Source organism: Rhizobium sp. YS-1r (assembly GCF_000757525.1).
GTDB classification, from domain to species: Bacteria; Pseudomonadota; Alphaproteobacteria; order Rhizobiales; family Rhizobiaceae; genus Neorhizobium; species Neorhizobium petrolearium.
Genome location: NZ_JPYQ01000055.1, coordinates 455084 through 470049, shown reverse-complemented (window position 1 = coordinate 470049; position 14966 = coordinate 455084). Strand labels below are relative to the sequence as shown.

Annotated in this window: 17 protein-coding genes and 1 pseudogene; 8 read left to right on the top strand and 10 right to left on the bottom strand. The window is 57.2% G+C overall.

Going from position 1 to position 14966, the window contains the following annotated elements; translation table 11 throughout:
* Window positions 1-179: 179 nt before the first annotated feature.
* Genes JL39_RS24980 through JL39_RS24970 form a run of 3 tightly spaced genes read left to right on the top strand, consistent with a single transcriptional unit; the run spans window position 180 to window position 2175 of the window.
* A complete protein-coding gene (locus tag JL39_RS24980; protein ID WP_052183098.1) occupies window positions 180-554 on the top strand; it encodes a hypothetical protein in 375 nt (124 codons plus the stop codon).
* A gap of 5 nt (window positions 555-559) precedes the next feature.
* Entirely contained in the window at window positions 560-1516 is a 957-nt protein-coding gene (locus JL39_RS24975) for a hypothetical protein (protein WP_037157036.1), read from the top strand.
* Window positions 1513-2175: a hypothetical protein gene (locus tag JL39_RS24970; protein ID WP_037157034.1), complete on the top strand. Its 663-nt coding sequence runs from the start codon at window positions 1513-1515 to the stop codon at window positions 2173-2175. Before JL39_RS24975 ends, JL39_RS24970 begins: the two co-directional genes overlap by 4 nt.
* A 59-nt stretch (window positions 2176-2234) precedes the next feature.
* Here JL39_RS24970 and JL39_RS30630 read toward each other — a convergent pair whose 3' ends face one another.
* Window positions 2235-2834, bottom strand: a complete 600-nt coding sequence (locus JL39_RS30630) for an AsnC family protein (protein ID WP_052183097.1) — start codon at window positions 2832-2834, stop codon at window positions 2235-2237.
* A gap of 212 nt (window positions 2835-3046) precedes the next feature.
* Between JL39_RS30630 and JL39_RS24960 the strand changes: the two genes are divergently transcribed.
* The gene (locus tag JL39_RS24960) at window positions 3047-3634 is read left to right on the top strand and encodes a recombinase family protein (RefSeq protein ID WP_081952976.1); all 588 of its coding nucleotides are present in this window, start codon (window positions 3047-3049) and stop codon (window positions 3632-3634) included.
* Between the two features lie 30 nt (window positions 3635-3664).
* Here the strand turns inward: JL39_RS24960 and JL39_RS24955 are convergent, their stop codons facing one another.
* Complete coding sequence (locus JL39_RS24955; protein WP_037157032.1) at window positions 3665-4876, bottom strand: flagellin; 1212 nt, start codon at window positions 4874-4876, stop codon at window positions 3665-3667.
* Between the two features lie 300 nt (window positions 4877-5176).
* On the opposite strand from JL39_RS24955, the gene JL39_RS24950 reads away from it, so the two are divergent.
* Window positions 5177-6547, top strand: coding sequence for a hypothetical protein (locus tag JL39_RS24950; protein ID WP_152601257.1), 1371 nt, complete (start codon window positions 5177-5179; stop codon window positions 6545-6547).
* Between the two features lie 165 nt (window positions 6548-6712).
* Here JL39_RS24950 and JL39_RS32845 read toward each other — a convergent pair whose 3' ends face one another.
* From JL39_RS32845 to JL39_RS24910, 8 genes and pseudogenes are all read right to left on the bottom strand, one after another.
* Window positions 6713-6841: a hypothetical protein gene (locus JL39_RS32845; protein ID WP_280114096.1), complete on the bottom strand. Its 129-nt coding sequence runs from the start codon at window positions 6839-6841 to the stop codon at window positions 6713-6715.
* A 462-nt stretch (window positions 6842-7303) separates the two neighbouring features.
* Window positions 7304-8442, bottom strand: a protein-coding gene (locus JL39_RS24945) for an IS3 family transposase (protein ID WP_200884002.1) whose coding sequence is annotated in 2 segments (ribosomal slippage) — window positions 7304-8184 and window positions 8184-8442 — 1140 coding nt in all. Because the reading frame shifts where the segments join, the coding sequence is not laid out codon by codon here.
* 49 nt (window positions 8443-8491) lie between these two features.
* Window positions 8492-8890: a hypothetical protein gene (locus tag JL39_RS24935; RefSeq protein ID WP_052183096.1), complete on the bottom strand. Its 399-nt coding sequence runs from the start codon at window positions 8888-8890 to the stop codon at window positions 8492-8494.
* A 133-nt stretch (window positions 8891-9023) separates the two neighbouring features.
* Window positions 9024-9269: pseudogene (locus tag JL39_RS24930) on the bottom strand (aminoglycoside phosphotransferase); the annotation flags it as partial.
* A gap of 331 nt (window positions 9270-9600) precedes the next feature.
* A complete protein-coding gene (locus tag JL39_RS24925; protein WP_037157023.1) occupies window positions 9601-9987 on the bottom strand; it encodes a hypothetical protein in 387 nt (128 codons plus the stop codon).
* Window positions 9988-10131: 144 nt separating this feature from the next.
* Window positions 10132-10365, bottom strand: a complete 234-nt coding sequence (locus tag JL39_RS24920) for a hypothetical protein (protein WP_037157021.1) — start codon at window positions 10363-10365, stop codon at window positions 10132-10134.
* A gap of 333 nt (window positions 10366-10698) precedes the next feature.
* Window positions 10699-12078: an IS1182 family transposase gene (locus tag JL39_RS24915; RefSeq protein WP_037157019.1), complete on the bottom strand. Its 1380-nt coding sequence runs from the start codon at window positions 12076-12078 to the stop codon at window positions 10699-10701.
* 190 nt (window positions 12079-12268) lie between these two features.
* Window positions 12269-13075 carry an NYN domain-containing protein gene (locus JL39_RS24910; RefSeq protein WP_037157017.1) on the bottom strand — a complete coding sequence of 269 codons (807 nt, stop codon included), beginning with the start codon at window positions 13073-13075 and terminating at the stop codon, window positions 12269-12271.
* Between the two features lie 132 nt (window positions 13076-13207).
* Between JL39_RS24910 and JL39_RS32665 the strand changes: the two genes are divergently transcribed.
* The 3 genes from JL39_RS32665 to JL39_RS24900 are packed head-to-tail and all read left to right on the top strand — an operon-like array spanning window position 13208 to window position 14941.
* Window positions 13208-13594, top strand: coding sequence for a hypothetical protein (locus JL39_RS32665; protein ID WP_244446959.1), 387 nt, complete (start codon window positions 13208-13210; stop codon window positions 13592-13594).
* A gap of 49 nt (window positions 13595-13643) precedes the next feature.
* Window positions 13644-14111 (top strand): hypothetical protein, encoded by a 468-nt coding sequence (locus tag JL39_RS32660; RefSeq protein ID WP_244446958.1) that lies wholly within the window; start codon window positions 13644-13646, stop codon window positions 14109-14111.
* 32 nt (window positions 14112-14143) lie between these two features.
* On the top strand, window positions 14144-14941 hold the full coding sequence (locus JL39_RS24900) for a GIY-YIG nuclease family protein (protein ID WP_244446957.1): 798 nt from the start codon (window positions 14144-14146) through the stop codon (window positions 14939-14941).
* Window positions 14942-14966 lie beyond the last annotated feature (25 nt).

Below are 14966 nucleotides of genomic sequence, written 5' to 3'. Positions count from 1 at the left end.
TTCAGAGCCTAGTCGAAACATGGGAAAACCATGTTGATTATCGGCCGCAAACGCCCCCGAGCCGATAGGGAACAGTTGATTTTACTTCTGATCACCGCCAAATATTCAAGCAATAAAAAGTTGTTTGCGCCGCTATTTTCTTACGAATTTCGAGACGAACTCACCGGGGGTGACACGCCATGGATGGAAATACGCTCGTTGTTGGCGTCAAGCCATTTCTTCACCGTTTCGCGATCGAACGGACCGGTGAGATGGAGATTGAAGGCTCCTATTCCGAGAGTGACGACATGTGGGTAGTAGCGACCCCAAGCGGCAGCAGACCGCTGATCGACCTTGCTGGATCGCAAGTTGAAGTCCTGACGAAAACTATGACCCAGCAAGAAGCTGACGACGAAAAGCGGCTCTCCATGCTCGAACTGGCGACCAAGAGTGACGGCGTGCAGGAATCCGATGATCGCGCCGCCTCTCCGGCGATGACCCTTGAGCTCGCCACGAAGACCCACGCGCAACTGGAAAGCGACGACACGAGAGCCTCCGGAAAACTCCTGGTCTAGGCTCGATGACGTTTCTCATTGTAACGAACCGGCGCGACCTCACGACTGACTACATCGTCCGCGAGCTCAAGCGCCGCGACCTGCCGTATCTGCGTCTCAATACCGAGACTATTGCCGAAGCCCGCGTTACCATAAACCCTCTCGATGGCTCTTTCACGCTTCGACTTGGGGAACGGACACAGCGGCTCGAGAATGTCCTCGCGGCTTATTTCCGGCGACCGGAAGAACCATCCAAACCACGTGCGGATGTCGCACCGCATGACTGGGAATATGCGGCGGGAGAGTGGAACGGCCTTTTGAAATCCATCTATGTCTTCGTCGGAAAGAGGTGGTTTTCGCATCCAGCCTATATCATGCTCGCCGAGGACAAACCTCGTCAGCTTATCGCGGCGGTCAGGATCGGCTTCAGGATACCCGAGGGAGTTATCACCAATGATTTCGTAGAGGTCGATCGCCTCATGAAATCCGGGCCGGTGGTCGGCAAACCCTTGAAGACTTCGATTGTTTCCGAGGAAGGTCCAGGCAGCATAGTCTTCACTTCCGCTTTGGCGGGAGTTCTCCCCGAAGATGCGTCGGCGATTTCCCTATGTCCCGCCATCTATCAACGGGAGATAATCAAAGACGCCGACATACGTGTCACCGTGGTGGGAAGCCATGTCTTCGCGGTCGCGATCCACTCGCAGGCGACGGAGGTCTCGCGCGTCGATTGGCGGCGGGGCTCCAATCCCGAACTGTTACACGAAGCCATCACGCTACCCGCGCCGATAAAGGACAAATGCGTCGCGTTGGTCGAGGAGCTGAACCTTCGGTTCGGTGCTATTGACCTGATCCGCGACGTCAACGGCGAATACTGGTTCCTCGAGTGCAACCCGAACGGCCAATGGGCCTGGATCGAAAACCGAACCGGCCTTCCGATATCGGCGGCTATCGTCGATGAACTCGAAGAGATCGCCAAAAAATGACGGTTTTCGCCGATCTCCTATGGCCGCGTGTACCGCGGCTCACCGCGGCGCAGACCGAGGCGCGGAACAAGGAAGACGACCAAGACGTCGCGGTCATACGCGCTGCGGACTGGAGCCAAGATACCGATCTCGCACTTGAAGAAGCACGAGGCTTGGCAGCCGCTGAAAAGGAGCGTCGGGTCGGGGCCGAAAGCAAGGCCTCTATCTATCTTGCCGCCGTCGCGGCAGTTGTGCCTATCGCGCTACCGATCTGCACGGCCTTCTACGGTGAGACGTTCGTCAAACTTCCGCTTCCACTTCAGATCGTGACGCTCTTGCTGTTCTTCGCCACCACCGCCTATCTCATCGGCGCAGCGTGGTGGGCGTTCAGGACCTTTCGTGTTTCGGTGCATCACAGGATAGACGCAGTCGAGTACGCGAGAATTTGGTCCGGAAAAGGCCTGGGTGCGCGGTTGGTAGCCGAACTCCTTATCGTTACGAGACTGAACCGGCATATGGTCAACTGGAAGACGACATGTGTCCGCCAGGCACACGAATTTCTGCTTCGCGTCCTGATTTCCTTCACGACCCTCGTCGTGCTGGTGGTTTCGTGGCAACCGATCCTGACCTTGTGGAAATTCTCGAAGAATTACGTGGCGCGGCTTCTGGACGCTTGCTGACGGACCGCACTCACGACGCCTACATCGCATAAGGTAAACTCAACTACGGACCGCAAACGTCAAGTTTTCATGATCAACAGAGGCACTATCCCCTTCACGCCAGCACGCGCCTTCATCTTCTCGATGCGGTGTTCGATCGTCCGCGGTGACAGTTCGATCAGCTTACCGATCTCACGGGCGGACAGCCCTTCACGCGACAACTGAATGATTGCCAGGTCGATATCGTCGTGACGGGCATCGTGTCCGACCGCGGATAGGGAATGAACCTCTACGAGAACGACGCACCACGACCCTGCTGGATCGGGAAGGACAATGCAGTCTCCGATGATCCTGATACGCCATACGCGTTGGTCGATCTTCCTGACGGATGGGCGACCGTCGGCAATCATCTTCTTACAGGCCTCGGCCAGGACCTGCGTGATCGAGGCGGCACCGGGGAAATCGCGCAGACTTTGTACCTGCTGCAACTTTACGCTGTCCGCCAGACTGGTCGGAATCCCATATTTGTGAATGAAGTCCAGCCGCCAATCCAGCGGGGTCTTGGCCTGCATGTCCACGACGATAAGAGCCATGTTGATTCCGAGCATGCCGTGCACCGAGCGGCAGATCGCATCGGCAGTCACCGCTTTGCCGACGTTCTCCAACCAGGTGTCGGTCATTCGCCGGATGAGATCGTCAAACGAGATACGCGGTCTCAACAAAGCCACGCCTAATCAGACAGAAACGAACGGTTTTGTCACGACGGCTTTGGAAGACTTCGTTTTATGCATAACCCCTTGCCAATATTGAATTCGAGAGTTGATCGCGCCTCTGAAATGACTGACCCGCTAAACCGTTCGTTTCTGTCAAGTCGTGGCGTGGCGGGATAGAAATGGAAGGATTCAGGGGGACGATGGCGAGGATCGGCTACGCAAGGGTCTCGACAGTTGACCAGCATCTGGACCTGCAGAGGAATGCGCTCCGAGCGGCAGGATGCGACCGCATATTCGAGGATCACGGAGTCTCGGGAGGCCAGGATAAGAGGGGCGGTCTTTCTTCGATGTTGAGAGCCCTGAGGAAGGGGGATGTATTGATCGTGTGGCGACTGGACCGCCTGGGAAGATCAATCCGGCACCTCATTTCCATAATCGAAAGCCTGAAGCGACGGGGCATCGCATTCTTCTCGTTGACGGAGTGCATCGACACCTCGTCGGCGGGCGGGCAACTGATCTTTCACATCTTGGCCGCATTAGCCCAGTTCGAGAAGTCGTTGATCCGCGAACGCACTATCGCGGGCATCGAAGCGGCGAAAGCCAGGGGGAAATCACCCGGACGACGACGGGCGCTGAGCGAGCGGCAATGTGTCGAAATCCATGCGGCCCTTGGTGCGGGATTATCCGTCCGCGATTTGGCCCACAGGTATAACGTCCATCCCCGAACTATCGCCAGGGGAATCGAGCGGTTACTTCAATCATGCTGACTGCCCAGCTTCTTGATTGGCCTCGAAGCCCTAGCGGAACAGTTGCATGATGTTCTGCGAATCCGAGTTTGCGATCTGGAGCGACTGCACCGCCAGCTGTTGTTGCGCCTGCAAGGCCTTCAACCTCGTCGAGGCATCGTTCATGTCCGCATCGACCAGACGTCCCACGCCGCTGTCCAATGCGTTGCTCAGGTGAGTGACGTAGTCGTCCTGCATCCCGATCCTCATTGACAGGCTACCGAGCTTTGCGGCCGAGCTCACCGCCTTCTGGAGCTGGCCATCCACGAAGGAGACAAGCACGTCAACCGCATACGCATCAGGAGCCTTGGCCTCCGTTCCGAAGAACCGCTCTCCGTATTCGTCGAGCTTGGTGATATCGAGGTCGGCGACGCTGATGTCCGTGCCGAGTATCGCGATCGACACATTCGCGAAATCGACCTCTCCGGAATCGTTGAGCGCCTTGACGAAGAACCCGTCCATCCGGGTGTAATAGTCGGTGCCATCGTAATAAACCTGGTTGCCGACCTCTTCCCAATCCGTCTTGTAGTTTATGATCTTGAGCCATCGGTCGTCGCCGGCCGTGTCGGTGGCGGCAACGCCGCCCGTCCGGATTTCCTTGTCCGCGATGCCGACATTCAGGTCGACACCGTAGAGGTTCGCTCTGGCGAATATCACGTCGTTCGTCGTCAGGTTCAGGTCGATGGTGGAGACCGAGAAGTTGTCCTGCGCATCGCGCTGTACCGAGCCCACTACTCTCTTGGGACCATCGGCGAGTGCGAACACGTCCTCGTACTGGTTGTAACCGTCCATGTGCGAGAGATAGCGCCCGCCGCTGCCGAGGAGCCAGTTTTCACCGGCAAACGACGATGAGTTGGCAATCGACCGCAACTGATCCTGGAGCTGTTCAATCTCCTCCTGGATTTTGGCGCGGTCCACGCCCGATTCGGCAGCGGCGACGAGGCGGTTCTTGATCTCCGATATGACGTCTACCGCGGCTTCCATTCCAGCATACGCCGTGTCCACCTTTGCTGCTCCGAGGCCGATGGCATCCTGCACGGCCGAGAGCGCACCGTTGTCGCCCCGCATGGTCGTCGCGATCGACCAATAGGCTGCGTTATCCGATGCAGAAGCGACCCGAAGACCCGTGGATACCAGGGACTGGGCACGTCCGAGCGAGTGGTCAACATCTCGAAGTACCGCAAGGGCGGCCATGGCGGAATTGTTGGTGACGATACTGGTCATTGTATGAAGACGTTTCGAGAGAGAGAGGGGAGGCGTCATCATGAGCCAGAAGCGGAACTCGCCGCACCGACAATATGGTGCACGAAAGGTTAACCGCGGTGGCAAAGTGGGAGGGTAGAAATACCCTCCACCCCGTTCTCTCCGAAAACAGGGCCTCCGAGAGCTCGACGGCGGTGTGACGACCACACACTGGCGAGAATGAGCTTCCAAAAGACGATGGTCTGAAGCGCAAGAAGGACGTTCGCGGCCGATAACCACCTCCACCGGGGAGAGATGATCTCGTGGCCTTGACTGATTGCTGTGACCGCAGAAAGTAGCGAAAACACAGAACTCAAGTCTTATTGGCAAACGAAAAACACAGGCACAAAGCTGATGTCATCAGGAAACAGCCGAGCCTACCAAAGCCTGGCGGAAGAACTCATAACCGGCCTTCTTCGTGCATATTTTGGGAAGCGCGCGCCAGACCGAATGATTGACGACGTCTTGTATGATGTCGTCCCTCCGGGTCATTCAGAGCACAACTATACCGTCAGGTTGTTTTTGAAGCCTTCCGCTTTGACCGCTCCCGCCATCATGTTGAAAGGCAGGGGGCCATCTTATCTCGCTGCTCATTCCTTAAATGACATCGCCGAGATGCTGCGGAAATTCCTCTATCGACGCTATCCGATAATCTGGCGCGAAACGAAAGCTGAAGACTTCGATGGATCGCTTTACGAATTAGTCTCAGCAGATTGCAGGTCGGCCCTCGTAGCGGCCCTTGAAAATTCCGCGATCTTCCGGCCACGCATAGACTACACTGCGTTTCCGATCACCCCTCTGGCCGTGAAGGCAGACTTCGACTGCGAAAACTTCTCCCTCATCGACGTTCATTCCCTTACAGAGGGGAGCGCGGACTGGCTCAATGAAAAGTATCTAGGAACCAAAGAAGTCGGCGGATGGGTCGTCGTGAAAGCGGCGTCGGTGGAAGCGGCTAAAAGGGATCGCCGCGTTGTCCTCGGGGCGCTGGCACTGGCTATGGATCAACAACACCGCCACGGCTTCACCCTCCGCGAGGTAGTGACAGGGTATCTACGATTTCCAGCCCCTCAATCGATCAGCACGTCTACAAGCGGGCCGCATACGCCGCCTATCGGAAGCTCCATCACCATCGAGAACGCAGACCATAATTGGCTAGGCAAGCTCCCCGCCATCCTCGCAAGGTCGTCACCACTTACCAAGCGTCACGGCAAAGCACTCGAATACTATTACCGGGCTTGGTTCATGGACGAGTCCGACCGCTGCTTCCTCCTTTTCATGGCGCTCAACGCAATCTTCGGGCAAAACGGTCCCAGCTTCGCCGTTGGCATGAAGTCGGGGATTGCGGAAACGCTGAATGAGAACATAGAGGAGAAGCGCTTGGATGCCCTCCTCAGAATTCGGAATACGATGCTGCATGGTGGAGCACCAGATTTGTTCGCCTCGTCAAATTATCTGGAATACGCTCAGAAGTATTCCAGTGATCCATCGACAGACGTCCAACTTCTGGTGGCGAAATGTCTCCGCAGGCATATCTTTGGCGATGAATTTCGTTGCCAGGACAATCCTGACACTGAGGCCCTAGAGTTTGCGCGAGTTCAAGGTTTGATACCTTCGGAATCGGACAGTTGTTCGATTGTTTCGGAATGGCCTTAGAACCCGGTCGGCGGCACAAAACACAAAGGGCGCTCGATCCATTTCTGGAGAGCGCCCTTTGCAACCCGGACAGCACCGCGCGCGACGAAGTCACTGCGGCAGGCCATCAAAGACGGGTGATGGCGATGAGATGTGATTTCTGACTCGGGTTTTCAAGGGCGTCCGTCACTCGAAGTCGCTGAAGGTCATATTGGATGGCGACAACCGCCAGAGACGCGCGATACCCGCGACATCGGTGACGACCGTGAAATTGCGGTAGCTCTTGCGGGCGGCGGCCAGCGGGATAGCTTCCAAGAAGGACAGGCTCAACGAATATGCGGCATTAGGTAGCAAATGCCACCAGCGGCCGCTTCCGGCCCGGAGCGGTCATTCAGACGGTACTCAACCTGCGGCCTCGAATCGTCTGGGAACGAGAACGAAGAAGGCCCCATCGCCCCGGTAACTGGTAACGTAGGAAACAGCCTTCTGTGCACTCAACGGCACGTCACGCGGAACCGGCGGGTCAGAAGGCTCATAAAACCAATTATCGTAAGTGTGGCTATAGTTCTGTTGAGGTCCAAAAAGGACGTCACCACCCATAATGATGAAGCCTTTCTCACGCAGTAATCCGATTGCTGTAAGAGCCTGTTCTCGCGTCAAAGCCCAGTTGCAGTAATTCGGCCCAAGCCAAACTCCAGCGGAACGGATCGCGTCAGAGAGGTGGCTCGGTCTGTCTGAACAGTTTTGGGCGTTTTGCTAAGTGGATTTCCGCCTCGATTATGCCGCCACCATCATTGGTGCAAGCGCGTTGAAGTAGGCCTGATCCGGCGTCTGCCGGTCAAGGGATGAATGTGGGCGTCGGCTGTTGTAAAAGGTCAGATATCGGCCAATGCCGACGCGGGCTTCGGATACGGTCTTGTAGGCGTGGAGGTAGACTTCTTCGTATTTGATCGAACGCCAGAGCCGTTCGACGAACACGTTGTCCCGCCACGCACCCTTGCCGTCCATCGAGATGGCAATCTCAGCCTTCTTCAGCACGGCGGTGAAGTCGATGGAGGTGAACTGCGATCCCTGGTCGGTGTTGAAGATTGCGGGCCTGCCGTAACGCGCAAGTGCCTCCTCGACCGCTTCGATGCAGAAGGCCGCTTCCATCGTGATCGACAGCCGCCACGACAGAACCCTCCGGCTGAACCAGTCCACGACGGCGCAGAGATAGACGAATCCGCGAGCCATCGGAACATACGTTATGTCCATTGCCCAGACGTGGTTGGGCCGGGTGACCGCCAGCTTTCGCAGGAGGTAGGGATAGATTTTGTGACCTGGCACTGGTTTGGATGTGTTCGGGCGACGATAGATCGCCTCGATGCCCATCTTTTTCATCAGCGTGCCGACGTGCAGTCGCCCAGCCTCAAGCCCTTCTCCTCTCAAGAGCCCTTGCAACATCCGGCTTCCGGCAAAGGGGTAGTCGAGATGCAGTTCGTCGATCCGGCGCATCAGGGCAAGATCGCCGTCTGACACTGGACGAGGCAGATAATAGACACTGCCACGGCTGAAGCCGAGAAGCTTCGCCTGGCGCACGACGGATAGCTTATGCTCGCGGTCGATCATTTCTTTCCGCCCAGCAATCCCGCCTTGCCGAGCGCACCGGATAAAAAATCGTTCTCCAGTGTCAGTTCGCCGATCTTGGCGTGCAGTGTTTTGACGTCCACAGTTGGGCCTGCCGGTTCCGTCTTCGCTTCATCGCCGAAAACGCCTGTCGCCCCCTCAAGGAGCTGTTCTTTCCACTGCTTGATCTGGTTGGCGTGCACGTCAAACTGCTGGGACAATTCCACCAGCGTCTGCTCACCTCGGATGGCGGCAAGCGCCACCTTTGCCTTGAAAGCCGGGCTGTGGTTCCGGCGCGGTCGTCTCGTCATGGTCTCTCCTGTTCCCGGCATCTAAGCCGAAGTCAGGCAGAAATTCCACTTATCCTAGCTGTGCAGATTTCCCGAGCCACCTCTCAGCTTCTTCTGGCTTTGAATCTTCACCGGGGATTGCTCCTGATGTCCAAGGCCCAATATCATGACCGTTCTCGATCCTGGCAAGCTGCATCTGTACAGCATCCTCCAGCTCGCATTGAAGTGCCTGATAATCATCGATGACGCCTAACCGCGACCACGCCGAGCGGTTAAAGCCGTGCTCGAAGTGGTTATAGTAGATCACGGTCTCGCCAAGCAGTGCCACCACCCAGCATGGGCCGTATCCCCTTAGCTCCCACTGCACCGGGGCAACCTTGATTGCGTCCCAGAGGCTCCGCTGCTTCCACGACATCCGGCTCCAACCGTCATTAAGGTGGTCCCAAAGTCTCTCTTCTGGAAATGACATCGTCGCCTCGCTGCCCTGCCTGGATTTGCGGCCCAACCTTAGACGGCGGATATTGCGGTCGCAATGACCGCTGTTGGCGCAATGTTGCCGCCGGAGGTTCCGCATAGACACTTCTGTCGATCCGCAGAACTGCTCAGACAGCTCGAACTTCGGCAAGCCGCTCCACTGCGTACTCGTCCTTCCAGCAGACGGCGGCTTCCCATGCGGCCGACGCTTGCGCGGCGATGTCATGTGCGCCGTCGTCGAGATCAGCAGCGTTGCCGGGCAGTACCAGGTCAAGGTCGGGGACGTCGACATGTGCCTCGTCCCAGTCGATCAACGCGACCCGATCTGCGGTCATGCGGACATTTCCAGGGTTGTTCGGGTTGCCGTGGACAACGCCAATTCCCGCCAAAAAGCGAGCAGAACGACCAAAGCAAGCTCATAGCGCCAATCAGCCCCAACAGCGCCGAAAATCCCCAAGACCACCTCATGACCAATGCTATTCTGCTATCAGCGACTTCTGACACGGTCTGCCTGACTTTGCGGTCGTCGCAGAAGGTGTTGTCCTGCGATGGCCGCAATGACCGCAATAATGGCGCACACGCGACGTGACGCCGCTGTCATAAGGATGTCTGCTTTCGGCAACCGCGAAGATGGCTCTATGACCGACTTAGGGGCGCGAAGCTGCCCGGTTCCGTACGAGGGGAGCGAGCATCATCCGGCATTGTTCAATCGAACGTTCCGTAATTCACGGCGACATGAAAATAGATCGCCTGCACTACGAAGAACGGTACCGATACATAGAACTTTATCCGATCGCTAAGCTCAGCAATTCTCATTGCCACCAAGACCGGGACATAAAGAAAGAGGATCGGAAAAAGCAATATCGTGATAGCTGCGGTAGCAGGCGCAGTGTTTGCGAGCACGTGACTCATTCCTGCTTCGGCGTTAATGCCAAACACCAGCGGGACACCTAGCGATACCAAAAGGCAAAAGAACAGCGATGGTGAAGCCCATCTGTCTTGGCCCTTCCGATCGGAGATGAACAGGTAAAAGGTAAAGACGATCGATACGATCATCACATACTTAAACACCGCCGCCTGTAGGTCACCCATCGATTTGCGCCTCCGATCCGACGCCTTGAAAGACACTTATATCACACGAAATCAAGGCGATGGAAGCACAGCCATCGGCCCAAAAGAGCCGCCTGCTGATGGAGGGATCGACCACCTCTAAGATCTGGAGGTGGTCGACATGCTTCAGCAGATCTCGCGGTGATTGAAGAGTTTGCTGCGATGGATTTGAAAGGTCTTACCGTCAAAGATGCCGTAAGATTTCCATCCTGAAACGGTGAATTCCCCTTGCCAGATACGGACCACGACGACGCCATTCTCCATGTCTTGGATTATGGATACAGTGAAGTGACCGCCTATGCCGGAATCCACGTCGTAAACCTCAACGCCCTTTTCGCGCGCGGTCTCGGTGGCTCGCATTGTGTGCTCCAGATGCTCGATGGAACTTCGGGCGGGGCGCACAAACGAAAGAATGAACTCGCGCTCGTGCGCCTAGAGTTCGGCCTGCCTAAGCAGGAGCACTGTCTGCCTCATGGGAGGTTCCCTCCACCGTTGGGAAGCACTGTCGAATAAACCGACGCGCGTATGCTTGGCATGACATCGGTTGCCGGTCAACGTCAATGTCCGCTTGTGGCGGATATCGTTGAAAAACTCGATTGATTAGCCGCTCGTCCTGCCGTTTTGGTCTTTTGGACGGCAGGCTACGCGTTGTCGATCCCCGCGCCTCGGCGCAGGATATCATCTATGCCGCCGTCAGGCGGCAACATCGCCTTGCGGCGGCCGTATTGGCCTCAGCTTGGCGAGCCTCCTCAGGTTTTGGGCGGTCGCTGCGAGCAGGAATTCATCACGGGCACCACACGGACCTCTCAGCCTCAGTCGCGCCATCCGGAGAATGCGTTTGAGATGGGCAAAGAGCATCTCGACCTTCTTCCGGCGATGGCGCGACTGCTCGTATTCGGGCGTGGTGGCAATCGCTCGTGCGACGTCCCGGGCATCCTCGTTGAGATCGCGTGGCACCTTGCGCATCGGCATTTTCGGGCAGCAGCGCTGCTTGAGCTCGCATGCATCGCAGTCGCCTTTCCTTGCCCTGTAAAGCCGCGTGCCTTCGGCGGTAATGCCCGATCTCGGCGTTTCGTAAGTCCGGTGGAATTGCTTCAATTCCTTGCCGGCCGGGCAGATGTAGCGATCGTTCTCCGCCTCCCAGGTGAAGTCCGAGCGCGAGAAAGTGCCGTCGGTCCGCTGCGACTTGTCGAAGACGGGGATGTGTGGCGCGATCTTCTTTTCCTTGAAGAGCCAGGCAAGGTTGTCAGCAGAGCCATAGGCGCTGTCGGCGACGACATATTCCGGCTTGAGGCCGAACCGATCTTCCGTTCTCTGGATCATCGTTCGGGACGCACCGACCTCGGCCTGACGAATGGCACGGGTGGCCTCGACATCGAGAATGACACCGTGTTCGGTGTCGATCAGGTAGTTTGTGGCATAGGCGAAGAAGGCATGGCCTTTGTGTGCGCCAGTCCACTGAGCCGCCGGATCGGATGGCGAGATGAACTTCGGCGTCACGGGCGATGCCGCGCCAAACGCGGCATCATCGAGTACCGACAGATATTCCCGAACCGAGCGGCTGGCTTCGTCCTTGGCCTCCCACTCTGCGCCGGGGACAGAACGTTGCTTGTTGGCGTCGGCGGCGATCAGGCTGGCATCGACGGCGAACCCTTCGGCACCAACCAATCCCTGAGCAAGGCAACGCTCCACCACCGTTTCGAACATGTGACGCAGGATATCGCTTTGCCTGAAGCGGCCATGACGGTTCTTCGAGAAGCTGGAATGATCCGGCACTTTGCCATCGAGCCCGAGGCGGCAGAACCAACGATAGGCCAGATTGAGATGAACCTCCTCGCATAGTCGTCGCTCCGACCGGATGCCCATACAGTAGCCGATGATTAGCATCCGCATCATGAGTTCTGGATCGACGGACGGCCGACCAGTGATGCTGTAGAACGGCTTCAACTGCGCCCGCACTCCCTCAAGATCGAGATGTCGATCAATGCCGCGAAGCAGATGGTCAGCAGGAACATGATCATCGAGGCTGAATTCATAGAAGAGCTGCGCCGGAGCTGCCTGACATCCCATCATCGCTCAATCCTCCGCAAATCAATAGGAGGATTGAATCACGCCGACACCAGGCCAGCAACGCCGAGTTTTTCAACACTATCGGCGCAAAGCGGCCACCGCGCACGTTCACCGGCTGGTGGTATTTGCTACATAATTTCGCTAATATGTAGTGAAAAACACCGACAACCAAGGGTGCGCGGCAATGATGGGATCAAGGTTTCTTTAGTCTTACCATGACGACTTTAGGGTGATCTCCCACCCGCTCAATGTCGAGAATCCCGGATGCCTCGGCTAGATCGCTCAACCTCGCGTATCCGTAATTTCTGGCATCAAAGTCAGGGGACTGCTTGGCCAGGTGACCGCCGACCCTTGCGAGGCTGGCTCGGCCATCTTCGTCAGAGGAAGCCTCAACGGCTTTACGAAGCATCCCGATCGCAGCTTGATCCAACTTACCACTCGCCGCCACCCCTTGCTCGGCCTTGGTTTTTTCGGGGACCGCCTTTGCTGGCGCGGCCCCGGCCTTAGCTGGCTTCTTATCCGCTTTCGCCTTGGCAGCCTTCTCGGCGGGAACCGCCTCGGAACCTGCACCGCCGAGTACATCAACGTAAACGAACTTGTCGCAGGCGGTAATGAACGGTCGCGGTGTCTTGCGCTCGCCGAACCCGTAAACTGTCACGCCTTGCTCGCGGATGCGCGCCGCCAGTCGCGCGAAGTCGCTGTCGCTGGAGACAATGCAGAAGCCCGAGAAGCGCCCGGTGTAGAGCAGGTCCATGGCATCGATGATCATCGCGCCGTCGGTGGCGTTCTTTCCCGTAGTGTACGCAAATTGTTGGACGGGCTGAATAGAATGCTCGAGGAGGCATTCCTTCCAGCCGTTGAGATTCGGTTTCGTCCAGTCCCCATAGATGCGCTTGACGCTGGCCGTCCCGTAGTTGGCGATTTCCGCCAGAAGGCCCGAGACGATTTTCGGGGAAGCGTTGTCGCCGTCGATCAGCAAGGCGAGCGTGTCTGTACTCATATCCGGAAAATCTCCCGTCAAGGCCGGCGAATTCGTTGCAAGCGAACACTACCATCTGCCCGAGTATTTGCACGCGCCGGCTTGCGCGGAAATCTCCCTGATGCTCAAACGAGATGCAATTGGGGGTGGTCGATGCGATACAACATTCTGATGGCGGCAATGCTCTTCTCGCTTTCGGTGCAAGCCGCCGACATCAGGCGCGAGAGCGGTTCCGAAGGTATTGACCTGATTTCTGTCAGCGGCACCTTCACCGAAGGCGAAGACGCGACGTTCCGTAAGCTCGCCGCCGAAAGTGATCGAGCCGTGGTCGCCCTAAACAGCGGCGGAGGAAACCTTCACGTCGGGCTGGAAATCGGAAGAGCCATTCGCCTCAGGGGCTTTGCGACCGCCGTTCCGCCGGACGTTATGCGCTTCGGCCTGCGCGCTGACGTGGCTGGCGGGATCACCCCGCCTCCTGGATGCGGAATCGAAACTCGGCTTTCACGCCGCCTATCGCCTCGTCAACGGGAAGGCGTCTGAGTCAGGGGCAGCGAACGCGCTTGTCGGTGCATACCTCAATCAGCTGGGGTTGAGCGACAAGGCCGTTATCTACGTCACCTCCGCTCCTCCCGAAGGCGTTGAATGGCTGACGGCCCAGACAGCAGCTTCCGTCGGGATCGGGTACGAATCCATTACCGTCAAAGCGCCTCGTGTAGTGGAAACGGACAAGCATCTTCCGTACGATCCAATGTTGGCCACCACGGCGTTCTACACCGCCCTGTCGGCTGCCGACGGGGAAACCGCCGCCGCGATGGTGGTTCCGGAAAAGCGTGGGAAAGGTCCTTTCAACGAAGAGTCGATACATGCGTTCTACAGCGCGATGTCGGTGCCGTTGAAACTGACGGGGACCTCGCTGTCAGGGAGGGACACCGTGCGGGTCTCATACGAGTACAGGACCACACAGGGACGGCAGTGCCGCGGCAGAGCAGAGGTGCAGACGATATACGCCTACGGTCGGACCCTGATCTCCAGGATCAAGGCGCTGGACGGCTGCTGATTCATTCGAAGGAAACCGCAATGCCACCGATCATGCTGCGCGACATCTGGAAGATCGAAAACCTATCAGACTTCAAATTGCATTTCGCGCGAGATAACGGCGAGAACCACCCTCTCGACGTATGGACCCGTAATTCCGACGAGTGGCGGAACTGGCAGGAATACCGCCCTGCGAAGAACGAGTTCAATCGCCCCTACGTTTTCTCGCTCATGCGATTCTACCATGAGCCGGACATCTGGCTGTTCGGGGGAATCTGGAAAATCAAGGACCGCCTGCCAGACAGGTACGATGTTGAGATGACGGATGACGGCATTTCATTCCTCGGAAGGCTGAAGCTGAAGTTACGCTACGCCGACCGAGGAGCGAGAGTGCGCTTCGAGAAGCACTACGATGCATTCGAGGTGCAGGAAATTCTCCGCGAGCCATTCTCTGGACAGGTTTTTCCTGGCTTCGACAGCATCGACATAAGCTTTGAGGAACTCGAAGTGCTCGTTCGCAATGCCCGCCCCGATTGGCTCGCCGCACTGGCGAGCGTGAAAGGGGTCTACATGATCTCCGATGTCGAGACAGGCAAACGGTATATCGGCTCCGCTTACGGCATGCAGGGTATCTGGTCCCGCTGGACGAACTACGTTGAGACGGGGCACGGCGGGAATGTCGAACTCAGGAACCTCGTCGATGACCCTACGCTCCCCTATTGCAGGAAGGCGTTCAGGTTTACCCTCCTTGAGTACCGTCCTGCGGCGACACCTGATGAATTGGTGATTGGGCGCGAAGCCTTCTGGAAGAACGTCCTTCTTTCGAGGCAGCACGGGCTAAACCGCAACTGATTTCAGCACTCTCGTCCGACGTTCC